The organism is Streptomyces sp. NBC_00016 (assembly GCF_045040885.1).
GTDB classification, from domain to species: domain Bacteria; phylum Actinomycetota; class Actinomycetes; order Streptomycetales; family Streptomycetaceae; genus Streptomyces; species Streptomyces coriariae.
The window spans coordinates 764466-779374 of record NZ_CP108304.1; the positions used below are offsets into that span (position 1 = coordinate 764466).

General features: G+C 72.1%; 14 protein-coding genes. 4 read left to right on the forward strand and 10 right to left on the reverse strand.

The window, feature by feature from the left end:
• Nucleotides 1-105 precede the first annotated feature (105 nt).
• Together OG933_RS03530 and OG933_RS03535 are read left to right on the forward strand one after the other, a co-directional pair.
• On the forward strand, nucleotides 106-1305 hold the full coding sequence (locus OG933_RS03530; protein ID WP_405625285.1) for a PucR family transcriptional regulator: 1200 nt from the start codon (nucleotides 106-108) through the stop codon (nucleotides 1303-1305).
• A gap of 505 nt (nucleotides 1306-1810) precedes the next feature.
• Nucleotides 1811-3040, forward strand: coding sequence for a PP2C family protein-serine/threonine phosphatase (locus OG933_RS03535; protein ID WP_405625287.1), 1230 nt, complete (start codon nucleotides 1811-1813; stop codon nucleotides 3038-3040).
• Between the two features lie 42 nt (nucleotides 3041-3082).
• Here the strand turns inward: OG933_RS03535 and OG933_RS03540 are convergent, their stop codons facing one another.
• From OG933_RS03540 to mscL, 6 genes are all read right to left on the reverse strand, one after another.
• Entirely contained in the window at nucleotides 3083-3565 is a 483-nt protein-coding gene (locus OG933_RS03540; RefSeq protein WP_405625288.1) for a hypothetical protein, read from the reverse strand.
• Between the two features lie 118 nt (nucleotides 3566-3683).
• Nucleotides 3684-4541, reverse strand: coding sequence for a DMT family transporter (locus OG933_RS03545; RefSeq protein WP_362522181.1), 858 nt, complete (start codon nucleotides 4539-4541; stop codon nucleotides 3684-3686).
• A complete protein-coding gene (locus tag OG933_RS03550) occupies nucleotides 4538-5191 on the reverse strand; it encodes a PP2C family protein-serine/threonine phosphatase (RefSeq protein ID WP_405625290.1) in 654 nt (217 codons plus the stop codon). Before OG933_RS03550 ends, OG933_RS03545 begins: the two co-directional genes overlap by 4 nt.
• Before the next feature lie 185 nt (nucleotides 5192-5376).
• Nucleotides 5377-5805, reverse strand: coding sequence for a DUF3618 domain-containing protein (locus tag OG933_RS03555; RefSeq protein WP_362521749.1), 429 nt, complete (start codon nucleotides 5803-5805; stop codon nucleotides 5377-5379).
• Nucleotides 5802-6242, reverse strand: coding sequence for a phage holin family protein (locus tag OG933_RS03560; RefSeq protein ID WP_362521751.1), 441 nt, complete (start codon nucleotides 6240-6242; stop codon nucleotides 5802-5804). The genes OG933_RS03555 and OG933_RS03560 overlap by 4 nt, the downstream gene beginning before the upstream one ends.
• Nucleotides 6243-6324: 82 nt before the next feature.
• Nucleotides 6325-6768, reverse strand: coding sequence for a large conductance mechanosensitive channel protein MscL (gene mscL / locus OG933_RS03565; RefSeq protein WP_054237835.1), 444 nt, complete (start codon nucleotides 6766-6768; stop codon nucleotides 6325-6327).
• A gap of 233 nt (nucleotides 6769-7001) precedes the next feature.
• On the opposite strand from mscL, the gene OG933_RS03570 reads away from it, so the two are divergent.
• Nucleotides 7002-7448, forward strand: a complete 447-nt coding sequence (locus OG933_RS03570; RefSeq protein WP_405625293.1) for an excalibur calcium-binding protein — start codon at nucleotides 7002-7004, stop codon at nucleotides 7446-7448.
• 69 nt (nucleotides 7449-7517) lie between these two features.
• On the opposite strand, the gene ppk2 is transcribed toward OG933_RS03570, so the two are convergent.
• On the reverse strand, nucleotides 7518-8483 hold the full coding sequence (gene ppk2, locus OG933_RS03575) for a polyphosphate kinase 2 (protein ID WP_405625295.1): 966 nt from the start codon (nucleotides 8481-8483) through the stop codon (nucleotides 7518-7520).
• 462 nt (nucleotides 8484-8945) lie between these two features.
• Between ppk2 and OG933_RS03580 the strand changes: the two genes are divergently transcribed.
• Nucleotides 8946-9419, forward strand: coding sequence for an MSMEG_6728 family protein (locus tag OG933_RS03580; RefSeq protein WP_362521756.1), 474 nt, complete (start codon nucleotides 8946-8948; stop codon nucleotides 9417-9419).
• A gap of 21 nt (nucleotides 9420-9440) precedes the next feature.
• On the opposite strand, the gene OG933_RS03585 is transcribed toward OG933_RS03580, so the two are convergent.
• The 3 genes from OG933_RS03585 to OG933_RS03595 are packed head-to-tail and all read right to left on the reverse strand — an operon-like array spanning nucleotide 9441 to nucleotide 14879.
• A complete protein-coding gene (locus OG933_RS03585; protein WP_405625296.1) occupies nucleotides 9441-10658 on the reverse strand; it encodes an SGNH/GDSL hydrolase family protein in 1218 nt (405 codons plus the stop codon).
• Nucleotides 10655-13021 carry a glycosyl hydrolase family 95 catalytic domain-containing protein gene (locus OG933_RS03590; protein ID WP_405625298.1) on the reverse strand — a complete coding sequence of 789 codons (2367 nt, stop codon included), beginning with the start codon at nucleotides 13019-13021 and terminating at the stop codon, nucleotides 10655-10657. Before OG933_RS03590 ends, OG933_RS03585 begins: the two co-directional genes overlap by 4 nt.
• Nucleotides 13022-13076: 55 nt before the next feature.
• Entirely contained in the window at nucleotides 13077-14879 is a 1803-nt protein-coding gene (locus tag OG933_RS03595; RefSeq protein WP_405625301.1) for an alpha-galactosidase D, read from the reverse strand.
• Nucleotides 14880-14909: the final 30 nt, after the last annotated feature.

Below are 14909 nucleotides of genomic sequence, written 5' to 3' on the forward strand. Positions count from 1 at the left end.
CGCGACATCGTGCTGCCACGCACGGCGGCGGACTATGGGCGGCAGGACAGCGCCTCCCCTTCCAGATTGGTTCGGGGAACAAAACGATGGCGTTAAGCTGCGGTAATGGATATCTCGGGCGTGGCTGCGGCGCTTCATTCCAGACTTCCGGAACTGGGTGAGCGGATCGCGCAGCGTATCCGCTCGGACGTCGACGCCTACGACGAGGAGTCGCTGATCCCCTTCGACTCGCTGCGCCGCTCGTGCACCGCCAACGCGGACCTGGTCCTGAGCCACCTCGGTCACGCGGATGCCCCGGACCCGAGCCCGGCCCGCGAGACCGGCCGGGTGCGCGCCGAGCAGGGCGTGCCGCTGGCGGACACCCTGCACGCGTACCGGGTCGGCTTCGAACTGCTGTGGACGGAGATCCTCCTGGAGTCACGGACACATCCCGAGGTCTCCGACGACCAGTTGGTGTCCCAGTCCGCGGAGATCTGGGCGTTGTTCGGGCTGTACGCGGAGGCGGTGGCGGCGGCCTACCGGGAGACCTCCGCGGAGTTGACCTCGCAGCGGCACGCCCGGCGCTCGGCACTGGTGGAGGCGCTGTTCACCGGTGTCATCGCCGACCGGACCACGCTGTGGGAGGCCGCCCGTGAGCTGGGCCTGCCCGAGCACGGCCCCTACGCGGTGGTCGCGGCGGCGGCCGGCGCTCCGGGCCAGGAGCCGCTGGCGGGCATCGAGGCCGTGCTGCGTCAGGACCGACTCGCTTCGGCCTGGCGGCTGTTGCCCGACCATCAGATCGGGGTGATCGCCCTGCCCACGCCGGCGGCGGAGAGCGCCTGTCTGCGCGTCCTGCGTCGTGCCCGGGCCCGCGTGGGCGTCAGCCCGTGCTTCCCCTCCCTGCGGGACACTCCACAGGCGCTGCGCTTCGCTCGCCTGGCCCTGGCCGGGCTGCGGGGCACCGGTCCCGGTGTCGCGCGGTTCGACGACAACCCGCTCGCCATGGTGGTGGCCGCCGCTCCGGCGGAGGCGGCGCATCTCGTGGGAGTGGTCCTCCAGCCCCTGGTCGACCTGCCGGTCGCGGAACGCGCTCGCCTGTTGGAGACCCTGGAACACTGGTTCGCCGCCGCCGGCTCGGCCACCGACGCGGCCCGGAACCTCTTCGTCCACCCCAACACCGTCCGTTACCGACTGCGCCGTATCGAGGAGTTGACGGGCCGTTCCCTTTCCGATCCGCGCGCGGTGGCCGACATCGGTGCCGCACTCCTGGCCGTTCGCAACGCCGGCGTCGGCGCGGGCGAACAGCCGCCGCCCGCATCGGACTGACACGGCTGCGCACGGACGCGCGTGGTACCGCGTGGTCCTCGACGGCGTGATCGACCCGCACCGCTACGGCCCCCGGCTGCGCGCCATCCGCTGATGGGCCCCTTCACCCACGACATCACCCCCCGCGCCTTCCGGGACCGGCCCCGGGAGCGCCCCACCACCGTCCGCGACGGCCTCCCCCCGCGCTGCTCGTCAACTCCACCGACGACCCCCGTAGGACCTGTGCCGGTGACACCGTGACGCACCGCGCGTGGCCCGGTTCCCGCCTGGTCACCGTCACGTCACCTGCGCGGCCGCCGGGCCCACCGGCACGGCGGGGAGCCCCGCGGAGGGAGGTGAGACCGCCTCTCCGGTCACGCTTGCAGCCCTCCGCCACGGCTGATTGCGCCGTCCACGATCGGGGAACGCGTCGGGTCCGGGAGACGCGGTTTCCAGGCCCCGTCGCGATCTCCCTTCTATCGTGGAACGGCACAGTGACGCTCGGCACCGAGACAGGCGGCAGGACATGCGGAAACCACTGATCGACTATGTGGCGGTCTTCCGAGCCCTGCCCGGCATGGTGGCCCTCCTCACCCCGGACCTGATCTACGCCGACGCCAACGACGACTTCCTGCGGCTGGCCGGACGCACCCGCGAGCAGCTGCTCGGCCGCTACATCTTCGACGTCTTCCCGGAGAACCCGAACGACCCGGCGGCGGCCGGCATGCGGGAGACCCGGGAGTCGATGCTGCGGGTGGTCGCCACCGGCGAGCGCGACACCATGGCACTGCTGCGCTACGACATCGAGGACCCCCGTCGGCCCGGTGTGTGGCGCGAGCACTACTGGAGCCCGGTGAACGCGCCCGTCCACGGCCCCGACGGGCAGGTGGCACTCGTCGTGCACCGGGTGGAGGAGGTCACCGAGCTCATCCACGCGCGCGGCGGCACGAACGGCGGGGCCCGAGCCCGTGTGCTGGAGGCCGAGCTGTACACCCGGGCCCGCGAGCTGCAGGAGGTCAACGAACGGCTCCGCCAGGCGCACGCCCATGAGCGGGAGGTCGCTCTGGCCCTCCAGGCGGCGATGCTGCCCGCGCCCGGCCCGACCGGGCCGCACGCCGCTGCCGTGCGCTACCGGCCCGCGGTCGGCGCACTGAACGTGTGCGGCGACTGGTACGACCTGGTCGACCTGCCCGGCGACAATCTCGCGGTCGCCGTCGGCGACGTCGTCGGGCACGGCCTCGCGGCGGCGTGCACCATGGGGCAGCTGCGCAGCGCCCTGAGCGCCGCCTGCCGGGTGGCCGACGGCCCCGCCCAGGCCCTGGAGGCCCTCGGCCTGTACGCCCGCTTCGTCGAGGGTGCCGAGGCGACCACCGTCGTGACGACCTTCATCGACTGGGACAGCCACACCATCACCTACAGCTGTGCCGGCCACCCGCCGCCCGTCCTCGTGCACGAGGACGGGACCGTCACCTTCCTCGACCAGGCCACCGATCCCCCGCTCGCCGCCCGCCCGGAACACCTCCCCCGCCCCCAGACCCACACCGGCTTCACCGAGGGCGCCACCCTCGTCCTGTACACCGACGGCCTGATCGAGCGCCGCGACGAGGACATCTACACGGGCCTGGCCCGGCTCGCCGCCTCCCTCACCCACCACAGACACTCGGCCCCCGAACCCCTGGCCGACGCCCTCCTCGCCGACCTCCTCCCCACCACCGGCACCAGCGACGACGCCGCCCTGATCGTCCTGCGTCTGTGACCCGCCCGGGACCGGCGGCGCCCACGGCCTCGTTCCCTGCCCTCAGTCGGCGGGACCGGTCGGGTCGGGGGTGCCGTGGGTCTCGGGGATGTCGGGCCGGGCGGTGTGGTCGGGGTGGCCGCGGGTGCGGCGGGCTTCCTTCAGCTCCGCCTCGTAGAGGTGGTCGCGTCCTTCGGCGAGCTGGTGCACCGCCTCGTGCTCCAGGTCCCTGAACACTCGGTAGTACGTCCCGTCGTAGGCCTCGACGATCTGGAACGTCCAGTGTCCGGGGATGACGTTGCGCCCCAGGATCTCCGTCTCCACGCGTTCGGCCCAGGTCTCGTGGCCCGCCCTGCGCAGCAGTTCGACCGTGCGGTCCAGTTCCAGGTCCGCGGTGCCGGTGAGCTGGTGGAACGAGTAGAGGTGCCCACGGGCCCGTTCGACCGTCTCCAGCGCCTTGGACAGGGAGCCGAGCGCTTCCACCGTGTCGTCGCCGACGCCCGGGGGGCGCCGGTGCCGGTGGTCCGGACCGTGGAGGTCAGCCATCTTCGCCACTTCCTTCGCCAGGGACTCCCGACCTGTCCGGACCAGCACAGCACGGCACGGGCGACGGCACCGTCCGTGCCGTCCGGATGCGCCGTCGACGAACCCGATCGGGCCGGTCTCAGCGCACGATGTCGACGAGGTGGGGCACCACCCGGGTGAGCCGTACCACGGCCCAGAGGATGAGCAGTGCGCCGATCGCCTCGGGCAGCAGCCACCAGCCGGTACGGATGCTCTCGTCGAACAGCGCCACGCCCAGCAGGAGGCTGACCGCCGCGTCACCGATGGTCAGCGCGGGCTGTGAAGCGGCCAGGGGGCCGGCTTGCAGGGCGTTCTCCAGCAGCAGCAGGGCCAGGACCCCGGTGAGCGCGAATCCGTAGGTCTGCCAGGCGGTGAGGAACGCCGGCAGTCCCGCGTCGGCGAGGCGTCCCGTGGCCGACTTCAGCAGGGCGGCGGTCAGGGCGTTGCCGACCGCCGCGGCCGAGGCCAGCGCCGCGGCGCGCAACAACGGCGAGGAGGCGGAGCGCGCGAGGAGGACCGCCGCGGCCATCGCGCCCAGAGTGAGTGCCAGGGCCGGGATCCAGCGCGCCATGGAGGCCTGCTCCCGGCTGCCGGAAGGGGCTGCCGACGCCAGGAGCACGGCGAGTCCGGCCACCACTGCCCCGACCGCCCACCAGCCCTCGGCCGACAGCCGGCGGTGCATGAGCGGCACCGCCAACAGCAGTGCGAAGGGGAGTTCGAGGATGAACAGGGGCTGGACCAGCGCCATGGGGCCGTTGATGAGGGCCAGCGCCTGGAACACGGCAGCCCCCACGACGCCCGCGATGCCGATCGACCAGGCGGGCCGCCGCGCGAGGGCGAGCAGCAGCCGTACTCCGCCGCCCCGGTCCACCGTGGAGGCGGCCTTGCGCTGGAACGCCGTGCCCACCGCGTTGCTGACGGCGCCGAGGACGGCGAAGACGACGGCGAGCACCATCATGACTCCGGTGCGGGCGGATTCCACTCGAGCAGCAGGATCGTCGCATCGTCCTGGAGCCGGCTGGTCTTGGTGTCGAGGACGGCGTGGATGAGACGCCGGAGGCTCTCGGGTGCGAGTTCTCCCGCGGCCGTGGCGCGGGTGACGTGGTCGGCGAAGCGTTCGAGGCCGAACAGGCGGCCGTCCCGGGTCCGGGCCTCGGTGACGCCGTCGGTGTACAGCAGGACCCGGTCGCCCGGCTGAAGGGCGTACTCGTGGATCTGGCGTGATCGCCCGGCCAACAGGAACGGCAGCCCCATCGGCGGGTCCGGCTCGCCTTCCAGCGTGTCGCCGACCGGCTGCTGGTCGCGGATGAGCAGGGGGGCGGGGTGACCGCAGTTGCTCCAGCGCAGCATGCCGGTGGCGAGGTCCAGTTGGGTCGGTACGGCCGTGCAGAACTGCTCCGGGAGCCACGCGGCGAGTGCCTGGTCCACGCTGTCGACCAGTTCGGGGAGGTCCTCGCCGGTGCGGCGGGCGTTGCGGCACGCGGCCGGCGAGACCGCGCTGGTCAGTCCGGACGCCAGGTCGTGACCCATGGCGTGGAGAACGGTGGCGTGCAGGGTGGTGTCGGTGAGGCAGCCCGCGAGCCGCTCGTCGTTGACCTCGGCCGTCACGTCGTCACCACCTGGTGGGCTGCTCGCCGCCGGATGCACCCGTCGCACCGGATGCACCGGCCGGACCGGACGAACCGGAAGGGACCGGTCGCTTTGGCCGCAGTCTCACATCCGGGAGCATGATCCGCAGTTCGGCGAAGGGCGCCGCCCGCCGGTGGGGCCGGCGGCGCCCGTCCCGCCGTCGGCTACTTCCTGCCGCGGCGCAGCAGCAGGTAGGCGAGGGTCAGCGCCGCGGCGGCGCCGAGGAGGGCGCCGCGGTGGTCGCGCACCTGTCGGGGCGCCTTGTCCTGCCACAGCTGCTCGGCCTGCCCGGCCTTGGCCCTGACCTGGACGGCGGCCGCGGCGGCCGTGTCCTTGACCGGCGCCGGGACCTTCTCCTCCAGGAGGTGGGCCGCCCCGGCCGCCTTCGTCCTGGCCTGTTCGGACAGCTGCGCCGCCGTGGTGCCGGCCTGTTCCTTCAACGCGGTCGCCTTCTCCTGGGCGCGGGCCTTGACGTCGGTCTTCGCGGCCAGCGCCTCGACGGTCTCGCCGAGTTCGTGGCGGGTCTGTTCGACCTGTCGGCGCAGTTCCTCGGGGCTGTCGGCGGTGGGCTCGTCGTGGGGTGGCTGGGTCATCGTCGTGCACTCTCCTTGATCTCCGACACATCGGCTTTGACGCTGTCGACGGTCCGCTCGGGCATCGGTGGGGCGGCCGCGCCGACCTGCTTCTTGCCGGTCAGCGCCAGCACGGCGGTGACCACCGCCAGTACGGCCGTGACGATCAGGGCCGCGGCCCACACCGGGAGCGGCACCGCGATCGCGGCGATCGCGGTGGCGACCAGTGCCTGAAGGGTGAGGAAGCCGAAGAGTCCGGCCCCGCCGAACAGCCCACCGCCCTTGCCGTAGCGTTTGCCCTTCTCGACCATCTCCGCCCGTGCGAGCTGCATTTCGCCGCGCACCAGTTCGGTCAGCTGCTGCGAGGCGCGTTGCACCAGGTCGCCGACCGACTCACCGCCGTCGGCGGTCCGCGCGCCGCGTTCACCGTCCGTGCCGTACCGTCCCGCTTCAGCCATCGCCTTCACCCCTTCCTCTCGGTGCCGCACCGGGTACCCGGTGACCGGCGGAGAAGACATCCCTGCCGCGGAACGGGACGAGTCACGCCCGTGTCTCCCCCGCGCCGGCCGTGTCGGGAAGGGGTACCAGGTCGCTGGTGCAGAACCCGCAGCGGCGCGCCTGGGCGGGCACGGGGTTGAGGCACTCGGGGCAGTCCCGCTTGTCCGCCTGGATGTCCTGGTGAGGGGCGAAACGTTCGTGCAGCTTGTTGATCGGCAGCACGACGAGGAAGTACAGGACGCAGGCGATCAGCAGAAAACCGATGCCGGCGTTCACGAAACTTCCGTACGGGAAGACCGTCCCGCCGAGGGTGAAGGTCCTGCGGCTGTAGTCGCCCGTCGCGCCGGTCGCGAAGCCCACGATCGGGGTCAGGAACGCTTTCACGAAGCCGTTGACGAGTGCGGTGAAGGCCGCGCCGATCACGATGCCCACGGCCAGGTCGACCACGTTCCCGCGCAGTATGAAACTGCGGAACCCTCCCAGCAGATCCCTCACGGTCCCCTCCGATTCCTCTCGGCCTCGCCCGGCCGGTCGCCGCTTCGTCCGGCCGCGGGGTTCGCGGCGGTCGGAGTGCGTCTTGCCGCGTCGGCGCCGGTCACACCACCGCCCGGCGGCCCGCGGTTCGGGGCGGCTCCACCCGGATGGCCGCCCGCCTCGCGCGACGGCGTCGGTCGTTGCCTAGCGTCGAAGCGACGGCCCCCGGCCGGGAGGAGACACCCATGCCCCATCGCACCGTCGTCGCGGGCATAGCCGCGACGATCATGACTTTCGCTCCGCTGTCCGGAGTCGCCCACGCCCAGGACCTCGACTGCCGCGACTTCACCTTCCAGGAGGACGCCCAGGCGGAGTTCGACCGGGACACCAGCGACCCCAACCGCCTCGACGAGGACCAGGGAACGAACGACGGCATCGCCTGCGAGGTCCTCCCTCGCCGGCCGCTGCCCACCCTCGTACCCGCCACGAGCATTCCCGCGCCGGTCCCGACCGGCCCCGCGCCGGTGACGATCAGCCCCGCGGCACTGCCCAGCCTCGGTGTGCGCGGCGGCGTCGGCGGCGCCGTGACCACGGGACCGTCCGGCCCGGACATCGGCATCGGCGCCGGCCTGACGGCGGCCGGCCTGCTGGCCGGCACCGCTTGCGTGAGGCGGCGCCGACACCGCGTCTGACCGGCCCCGGCCAGGGCCTCGCCGGTAGCGCCGTGCGGGCAGCCCGTGCGGACGGACCCGCACCGCGCTTCAGGAAGGCGTGTCGCCGGGATGCCGTCCGGGGCCCTCGGTCGAGCTGGTCAGCGGAGTCGGCGACAGGACGGTGTCCTCTTCGCCCGGCTCCAGGAGGGTGGCCGCGGCGCCGACGACCAGGGGATCCGGACTGCCGACCGTCTCGGCGTCCTTGGCCGCGTAGTCGACGCGGTGCAGCAGACTGCGCATCGCTTCGAGGCGGCCCCGACGTTTGTCGTTGCTCTTGACGACCGTCCAGGGGGCGTGCGCGGTGTCGGTGACGCGGAACATCTCGACCTTGGCGGTGGTGTACTCGTCCCAGCGGTCGAGGGAGGCGAGGTCGGTGGGCGAGAGCTTCCACTGGCGTACCGGGTCGACCTGGCGGATCGCGAACCGCGTCCGCTGCTCGGTCCGGGAGACGGAGAACCAGAACTTCACCAGGATGACGCCGTCCTCGACGAGCATCTCCTCGAAGAGCGGGCACTGCTTGAGGAACAGTTCGTACGCCTGCTGCGTACAGAAGCCCATGACCCGTTCGACGCCCGCCCGGTTGTACCAGGAGCGGTCGAAGAAGACGATCTCACCCGGCCCTGGCAGATGGTCGACGTACCGCTGGAAGTACCACTGGCCCTTCTCCTGTTCCGTGGGCTTGCCCAGCGCCACGATCTTCGCGCCGCGGGGATTGAGGCGTTCGGTGAATCGCTGGATGGTGCCGCCCTTGCCCGCCGCGTCCCGCCCCTCGCAGATCACGACCAGACGGGCGCCGGTGTCATTGACCCAGCGCTGGAGTTTGAGCATCTCGATCTGGAGGACGCGCTTGGTGCGCTCGTACTCCCTGCGGCTCACCTTGTGGTCGTAGGGGTAGTTCTCCCGCCACGTCGTGATCGGCTGACGCGCGCCGTCGAGCAGCACCGGCTGTTCCGGTCTGCGGTCGTCCACCGTCAGCCCGTCGAGCAACCGGGCCTCCACCTCTTCACGATCCATCGGTTCCGCGCCTCCTCGCAATGCGTCGCTCACGTCTGCCGCTGGGTTCCTTACCGACGACCACCCCAAACGCGTTGACCTGCCGGAAAGCCGTTCGGTCCGGCCCGGCGCGGAAACCCCGACGGTTCGACCGGACCCGACGACTCGGGGTTCACCCCATCGGTGCGCGCCGGATGCGCGGCCCTCCGGGCCATGAGAGGGTGACACGCCAAATGCACTTTTTATACATTTTCAGGGACATATCAGCGGACTGTCATCCCATGAGTGAGACCGACCCCCTCCAGCGGGCGGCCCAGAAGATCACCGACAGCCTCCGAGGCGCCGGCGGGGCACCGCGCGTGGGACAGGTTCACCGCGGCCTGAGCAGTCCGGCCCGGGCAGTCCGGCCCGGGCAGCAGCCGTCGGCCTGCGCACCGCCCCGGCCGCATGGTGGAAACGCTTCCCGCATACGAGGGTTGGACCGTGCAGACCTTTCTGCCGTACCGGGACTTCACCGCGTCGGCCGCCGCCCTGGACCCTCGCCGGCTGGGCAAGCAGCGGGTCGAGGCGCTCCAGGTGCTGCGGGGCCTGACGGTCCCCGGCTACGGATGGCGCCACCATCCGGCGGTGCGCATGTGGACCGGGTACGAGGAGGCGCTGGTGCGTTACGGCCTCGAGGTCTGCGGTCGGTGGACGGCGACCGGACGTGCGGACACCTGCGCCGCCTCGCTGGTGACCGGCTTCGGGAGACAGCCGGCCGGCATCCGCACCCAGGAGCGGCTCGCCGAGGCGGGGGAACTGCCGCCGTGGCTCGGCGATCCCGCGTTCCACCGCAGTCACCGGTCGGCGCTCGTGCGCAAGGATCCCGAGTTCTACGCGGCGCTGTTCCCCGGCGTGCCCGACGACCTTCCGTACGTCTGGCCGGCGTCCGACCGGACCGCGCCCCGCGACGGGTGACCCCCTCGCCACGGCCCGTCGTCAGGTGCAGTCGAGCGCCGTGAGGTCCACCGCGTCGGCCATCGCCTGCATCCCCTTGTCGTTGGGGTGCAGATGGTCGCCGCCGTCGAAGAAGGGCAGGATCCGCTCGGGGTCGTAGGGGCTGCGCAGGATGCGGTCGAAATCGGTGACGGCGTCGAACTCCCCGCTGCTCCGGAGGAACGCGTTGACCTCCTGACGTACGGACTCGGCGGCCGGGTCCCACTCCGACCAGCCTTCGAAGGGGGCCACGGTGGCGCCGACGACGCACTTCCCGGCCGCGTGCGCACGGCGGACGATCTCCCGGTAGCCGGCGATCATGTCCTGGGCGGTCACCCCGGTGTGCGCCTTGATGTCGTTGACGCCCTCGAAGAGGAACACGGTGCGCACTCCCGGCTGCGACAGCACGTCCCGCTGGAGCCGGTTCAGCGCGCTCTGGCCGGCTCCGTCCGCGAGGACCTTGTTGCCGGAGATCCCCTCGTTGGCCACGCCCTTGACCTGGGCGTCCGCCCGCTGGAGTCGGCGGGCGAGGTAGTCGGGCCAGCGGCGGTCGAGGTCGACGGTGGACTGCCAGCCGTCCGTGATGGAGTCGCCGAGCGCGACCACCGCACCCGTCGACGCGTTCGCGCGGACGGAGACGGAGTCGAGGTAGAACCAGGAGCCGGTCGTCCCGCTCCAGCGGTCGCCGCTCTCCTGCGCGGTGTGGTCGCCCTGGGTGACGTACGAGGTCTGCAGGGCCATCCCGTGACCGCTCGCCGGGCCCGCCGCGTCCGGCGAGTGCAGGCTGACCACCAGGTCGGTGGCGGCCGGCAGCCGGCCGGGCAGCGCGTCGCTCAGCGCGGTGCCGCCGGCGGGGATCGTGACGGAGTGCGCGCCGCCGAAGCCCAGCCGCCGGTTGCTGCCCCGGACCAGGGTCGCGCCCTCCTGCTGGACACCCGCGTAGACGCTGTCGAAGGTCACCGGTCGGTCGCCGAAGGCATTCGTGAGCCGGATCCGCAGGTCGGCGCCGCCGACGCTGGTGCGGACGACGAGCCGGTAGCCACGGTCGGCGACACCCTCCCCCAGCCGGTCCGCGGACGCCGCCCAGGTGACGACGTCGTGGCCGGTCTCCGCCGCGCGGGCGACCGCCGGAAAGGCCTGCGGCAGGGCGGCGGCGACGGCGGCGAGCAGGGCGGTGAGGACGGCAAGGAGCACGCGGACCGGCGTGCGGCGGGCCGTCATCGGGTGAAGCCCTTCAGCGTGACGGACTTCCCCGGCCGCAGGTCCACCGTCCGGGACGTCCTCCCGTACGTCACCGTCGTGGTCCGGCCGCCGACGCTGCGCACCCGCACCGAGGTGGGCGTGCCCTCGCGCCACCGCAGGTCGACGACGAATCCGCCGCGCGCGGGCAGGCCGGTGACATGCCCGGAGGCGGCCCAGGCGGCGGGGAGGGCCGGCAGGAGTTCGAGGTGCCCGGGGCGGGAGTACAGGAGCATCTCCGTCATCGCCGCCGGGGTGCCGAAGTTGGCGTCGATCTGGAAGATGCCCCGGCCCTGTTCGACCTCGTAGATGTCGAACAGGTTGAAGGCGGTGCCGTTGCCGCCGCCGGTCGACGGGCGCAGGTTGGTCGTGACCAGCTCGTACGCCTTCTCCGCGTGCTTCAGACGGGCCCAGCACAGGGCGCGCCAGGCGTTCGCCCAGCCGAAGCTGTCCATGCCGCGCGCGGTGAGGAGGGCGGTGGCTCCGTCGACGGTCTCCCGCGGGGTGGAGCCGTCGGGGCGGATGCGGTCGCCGGGGAACAGGCCGACGAGCGGCGAGAGGTGCCGGTGGGTGGTCTCGCCGAGGTTGTCGGGTGACATCCACTCCTCGAGCCACCCGGTCTTCGGGCTCACCTGCGGCAGGTACAGCCGTTCGCGCAGGCCGGCGACGGTGTCCGCGTAGGCGGCGTCCCTGCCCAGTTCCCCGGCCGCCGTCCGGTAGTGGCCGAACAGCTCCCACACCAGTTCCTGGGCGTAGGTGATGCCCCGGGCGTCGAGCGGGCCGTGTTCGGGGGACCAGTCGCTGTCGGCGACGAGGACCTTCCGCGCGCTGCCGGGCAGGGTCATGGGCAGCAGCCGCGCCTCCCAGAACTCGCAGGCGCCCTTCAGCAGCGGGTAGATCTTCTCCAGGTGGGTGCGGGAGCCGGTGAACTCGTAGTGCTCCCACAGGGTGCCCGCGAGCCAGGCGTTGCCCGCGGGATGCCACCACCAGCCCATCCCGCCGTGCGGGTTGGTGGAGATCGCGACGGTCCAGCCGGCGTTCTTTCCGGTGGAGTTGCGGTAGCGGTTGCGCGGGTCGTTGAACAGGGACCGGGTGAGGGCGGTCCAGGAGGGCAGCTGGGCGAGGCAGTAGTCGGTGAGGGCGTCGAAGCACGGGGACAGGCCCGTGCGGTCGGCCATCCAGTAGTTCATCTGGAGGTTGATGTCGGTGTGGTAGTCGCCCATCCAGTCCGGGTCGTTGCCGTCGAGCCACAGCCCTTGGAGGTTGAGGGGAAGGCTGCCTCGGGATCCGGAGATCATCAGGTAGCGGCCGAACTGGAGGTACGCGGCTTCGAGTTCGGGATCCGGGGTCCTGTCGCGGGCGCGTGCGGTGAGGCGTTCCCAGGTGTCGAGGGCGCGCTGTCCGGGGGTCGACGTGCCGAGCGAGAGGTCGAGTCGGCCGTAGAGGGCACGGTAGTCGGCGACATGGGTGCGCAGCAGTGTGCCGGCCGGGTGGGCGGCGGCCGCGCGGACCTTCGTACGGGCCAGCTTCTCGGGGTCGAGGGACGGGTCGCGGTACTTGGCGCGGGCGTCGGGGGCGTAGTTGGTGCCGCCGCTGACGACCACCGTGAGATCGCTGCAGCCGGAGAAGTCGATCCGGGCTCCGTTCACCCGGACCCGGCCGCCGGTGCCGTGCGCCGTGACGGCCGCGCCGTAGCGCAGACCGCCGGGGAAGGACGCCCCGAAGGACTCCGCTCCGCCGCCCGTCTCGCCGTGTGTGCCGTCCAGGGTCACGGACCCGGTGTACCGGCCGCCGCCGCTCTGGGTGAAGTGCAGGACGATCACGTCGTCCGGGCGGCTGGCGAAGATCTGCCGCCGGTACGTCACCCCGGCGCGGACGTAGGTCGTCGTGAGCAGGGCCTGGGAGAGGTCGAGGGTGCGGCGGTAGCCGTTGACGGCGGACAGGTCGTGGTCGGGGAGGTCCACGGTGAGCCGGGCGAGCAGGGTGAAGGAGCCGAAGTCGGCGCGTCCGTAGGGGAATTGGCCGTCGTCGTCCAGTTCGTCGTTGAGGCCGCCGGTCCACAGGGTGGCGTCGGTGATCAGCAGGAGTTCCCGGCCGGGGTCGTTGCCCGCGAGGGCGCCGAGGCGGCCGTTACCGACCGGCAGGCCCTGTTCGATCATGGAGTGGTCGTCGGCAGGGGCCTGCCACCAGAGCAGGTGCCGGGAGTCCTCGGTGGGCTGCGGCGCGTCGAGGGGGCGCCGGGGCGCGGCGGAGGCGGTGAAGGCGGGCAGGCCGGCCAGGGCCGCGGCGGTGAGACCGGCGGCGATGAGGGTGCGTCTGTCGGGGTCCGTCGGACGGGGGTTCATGGCGGCTCCGGAGGTCGGAGGGGGCCCGGCTGCGGTACCGGGCCCCCGGGTGTCGTCAGGAGGTCTTCGGTACGTCGATCCGGTCGATGTCCGGCGCGTAGCCCGAACCGCTGTCGAAGGTGATCGTGTTGGCGCCCGCCTTCAGCGTCACCGGCACATGGACGCGGGCGACGGTCCCCCAGTCGCCGGTGGCGGGGAACGTGTGGCGGGTGGCGCCGCCGCCGTTGGCGGAGACCGCGGCGGTCCGTGCGTCGCCGCTGAGGTAGGCGACCTCGATCTGATAGGTGCCGGGCCTGTCGACGACGACGTCGGCGAAGGTCAGTCTGCCGCCGAGGTAGAGGTTGCCGACCTTGCGGTCGCCGGAGCAGGCGGAGCAGTCGGCGACGGAGGCGTTGCCGCCGAGGGTGTTGGCCGGGGCCTCGGCCTCGTAGCCGGTGCGTTCGAGTGCGCTGCCGCGCGGGGTGACGGTGAACAGGCGGGAGCCGTGGGCGGGCAGTGCCTGGGTGATCCGGTTCTTGTAGGTGCCGAGGTTCTCGTGGTTCCACAGGTCACGCACGGTCGCCTTGCCGGTGAAGCCGAGCGTCGTCCAGTCGGCGCTGACCGAGGCCGGCGCGTCGGCCAGGTTGAACAGGGCGACGGTGTAGGAGCCGTCGGGGTTCTCGGCCGCCCACACCCGTTGGGGGTCGGACGCGGTGACCGGGTGCGCGGGCGGCGCGGCGCCCTGGTTGACGGCGATGACCTCGCGGTTGGTCAGCAGGGACAGGCCGTAGGAGTCCAGACGCGTGAGGTCGTCGCCGGTGTAGAGCGGCGACTTGGCGATGGCCCACAAGGTGGCGTACGTCTGCCGTTCGGCCTTGGTCAGGCCGTCCATCGCGCCGTTGCCGACGTCGAGCGAGTCGAGGTCGTTCCAGCCTCCGGGGCCGGCGTGGCGGGTCCAGGCCGGGAGGTCGTCGAAACGGTCGTCGACGGAGTTCTCCCAGGAGACCAGGGTGTTGCAGTAGCACTCGACGTCGGTGTCGATGCGCCAGCCGTCGGAGTACTTCTTCCAGTCGGCGGCGTGTCCGATGTCGAGGGACCAGGACACCTCGAGGTGGATCGGGCGTCCGGTGGCCGCGATCGCCTTCTGCCAGGCGGCCACGTCGGCAACGTTGTCGTAGTTCTCGCCGCTCTTGAAGGAGCCGGGGCCCACGCCGTCCAGCTTGAGGAAGTCGTAGCCCCAGTCGGCGAACATCCACGCCTGGGAGTCGATGTACTTCTGCGCGCAGGGGTCGGAGAAGTCGATCTTGTAGGCGCTGTCCCAGCCGTTGGTGGTGCGCAGGTCGTCGTGAACGATGTCGGCCGTGGTGCAGCCTTCGGCGTTCCAGATCGGGGCCTTGCCGTCGGCGTACGCCTCCTTCTCCAGGCCGACGGGGAGGTAGATCCCCGCCTTGAGGCCCTTGGCGTGCACGTGGTCGGCGACGGCCTTCATGCCCCGGGGGAAGCGCTGCGGGTCGGCCTTCTGGCGGGCGTACCGGTCGAACTGTGGCTTCCAGGCCTTGTCGCGCCACCAGCCGGCGTCGATGTTGACGTACTCGTAGCCGTACTTCTTGAGTTTCGCGGCCAGGGCGTCGGTCTGCTTGAGGACGTTGGTCTCGGTGAGGTAGCTGTAGTCGCCGTCGGGGTTGAGTCCGGGGTACTTGGAGGACTGCATGCTCCAACTCGACCAGCCCATGTACGGCTTGGCGGCCGGCCCCGGCGCGGGTGCGGTGCTCTCGGCGTGGGCGGCGGGGGCGACGGTGGCGGTGCCCACGGCGAGGGCGAGGACGACGGCGGCTCTCAGGGCGCGTGCGGGCAGGACGAAGTGCGAGGGTGACCGCATGGGTCTGACCTCCTGGGGTGGGGTTCGGCG

Coding starts and splice junctions, on each gene's coding strand:
- OG933_RS03530 (WP_405625285.1), top strand. CDS start 106: ATGGATATCTCGGGCGTGGCTGCGGCGCTTCATTCCAGACTTCCGGAA.
- OG933_RS03535 (WP_405625287.1), top strand. CDS start 1,811: ATGCGGAAACCACTGATCGACTATGTGGCGGTCTTCCGAGCCCTGCCC.
- OG933_RS03540 (WP_405625288.1), bottom strand. CDS start 3,565: ATGGCTGACCTCCACGGTCCGGACCACCGGCACCGGCGCCCCCCGGGC.
- OG933_RS03545 (WP_362522181.1), bottom strand. CDS start 4,541: ATGATGGTGCTCGCCGTCGTCTTCGCCGTCCTCGGCGCCGTCAGCAAC.
- OG933_RS03555 (WP_362521749.1), bottom strand. CDS start 5,805: ATGACCCAGCCACCCCACGACGAGCCCACCGCCGACAGCCCCGAGGAA.
- OG933_RS03560 (WP_362521751.1), bottom strand. CDS start 6,242: ATGGCTGAAGCGGGACGGTACGGCACGGACGGTGAACGCGGCGCGCGG.
- OG933_RS03570 (WP_405625293.1), top strand. CDS start 7,002: ATGCCCCATCGCACCGTCGTCGCGGGCATAGCCGCGACGATCATGACT.
- ppk2 (WP_405625295.1), bottom strand. CDS start 8,483: ATGGATCGTGAAGAGGTGGAGGCCCGGTTGCTCGACGGGCTGACGGTG.
- OG933_RS03585 (WP_405625296.1), bottom strand. CDS start 10,658: ATGACGGCCCGCCGCACGCCGGTCCGCGTGCTCCTTGCCGTCCTCACC.
- OG933_RS03590 (WP_405625298.1), bottom strand. CDS start 13,021: ATGAACCCCCGTCCGACGGACCCCGACAGACGCACCCTCATCGCCGCC.
- OG933_RS03595 (WP_405625301.1), bottom strand. CDS start 14,879: ATGCGGTCACCCTCGCACTTCGTCCTGCCCGCACGCGCCCTGAGAGCC.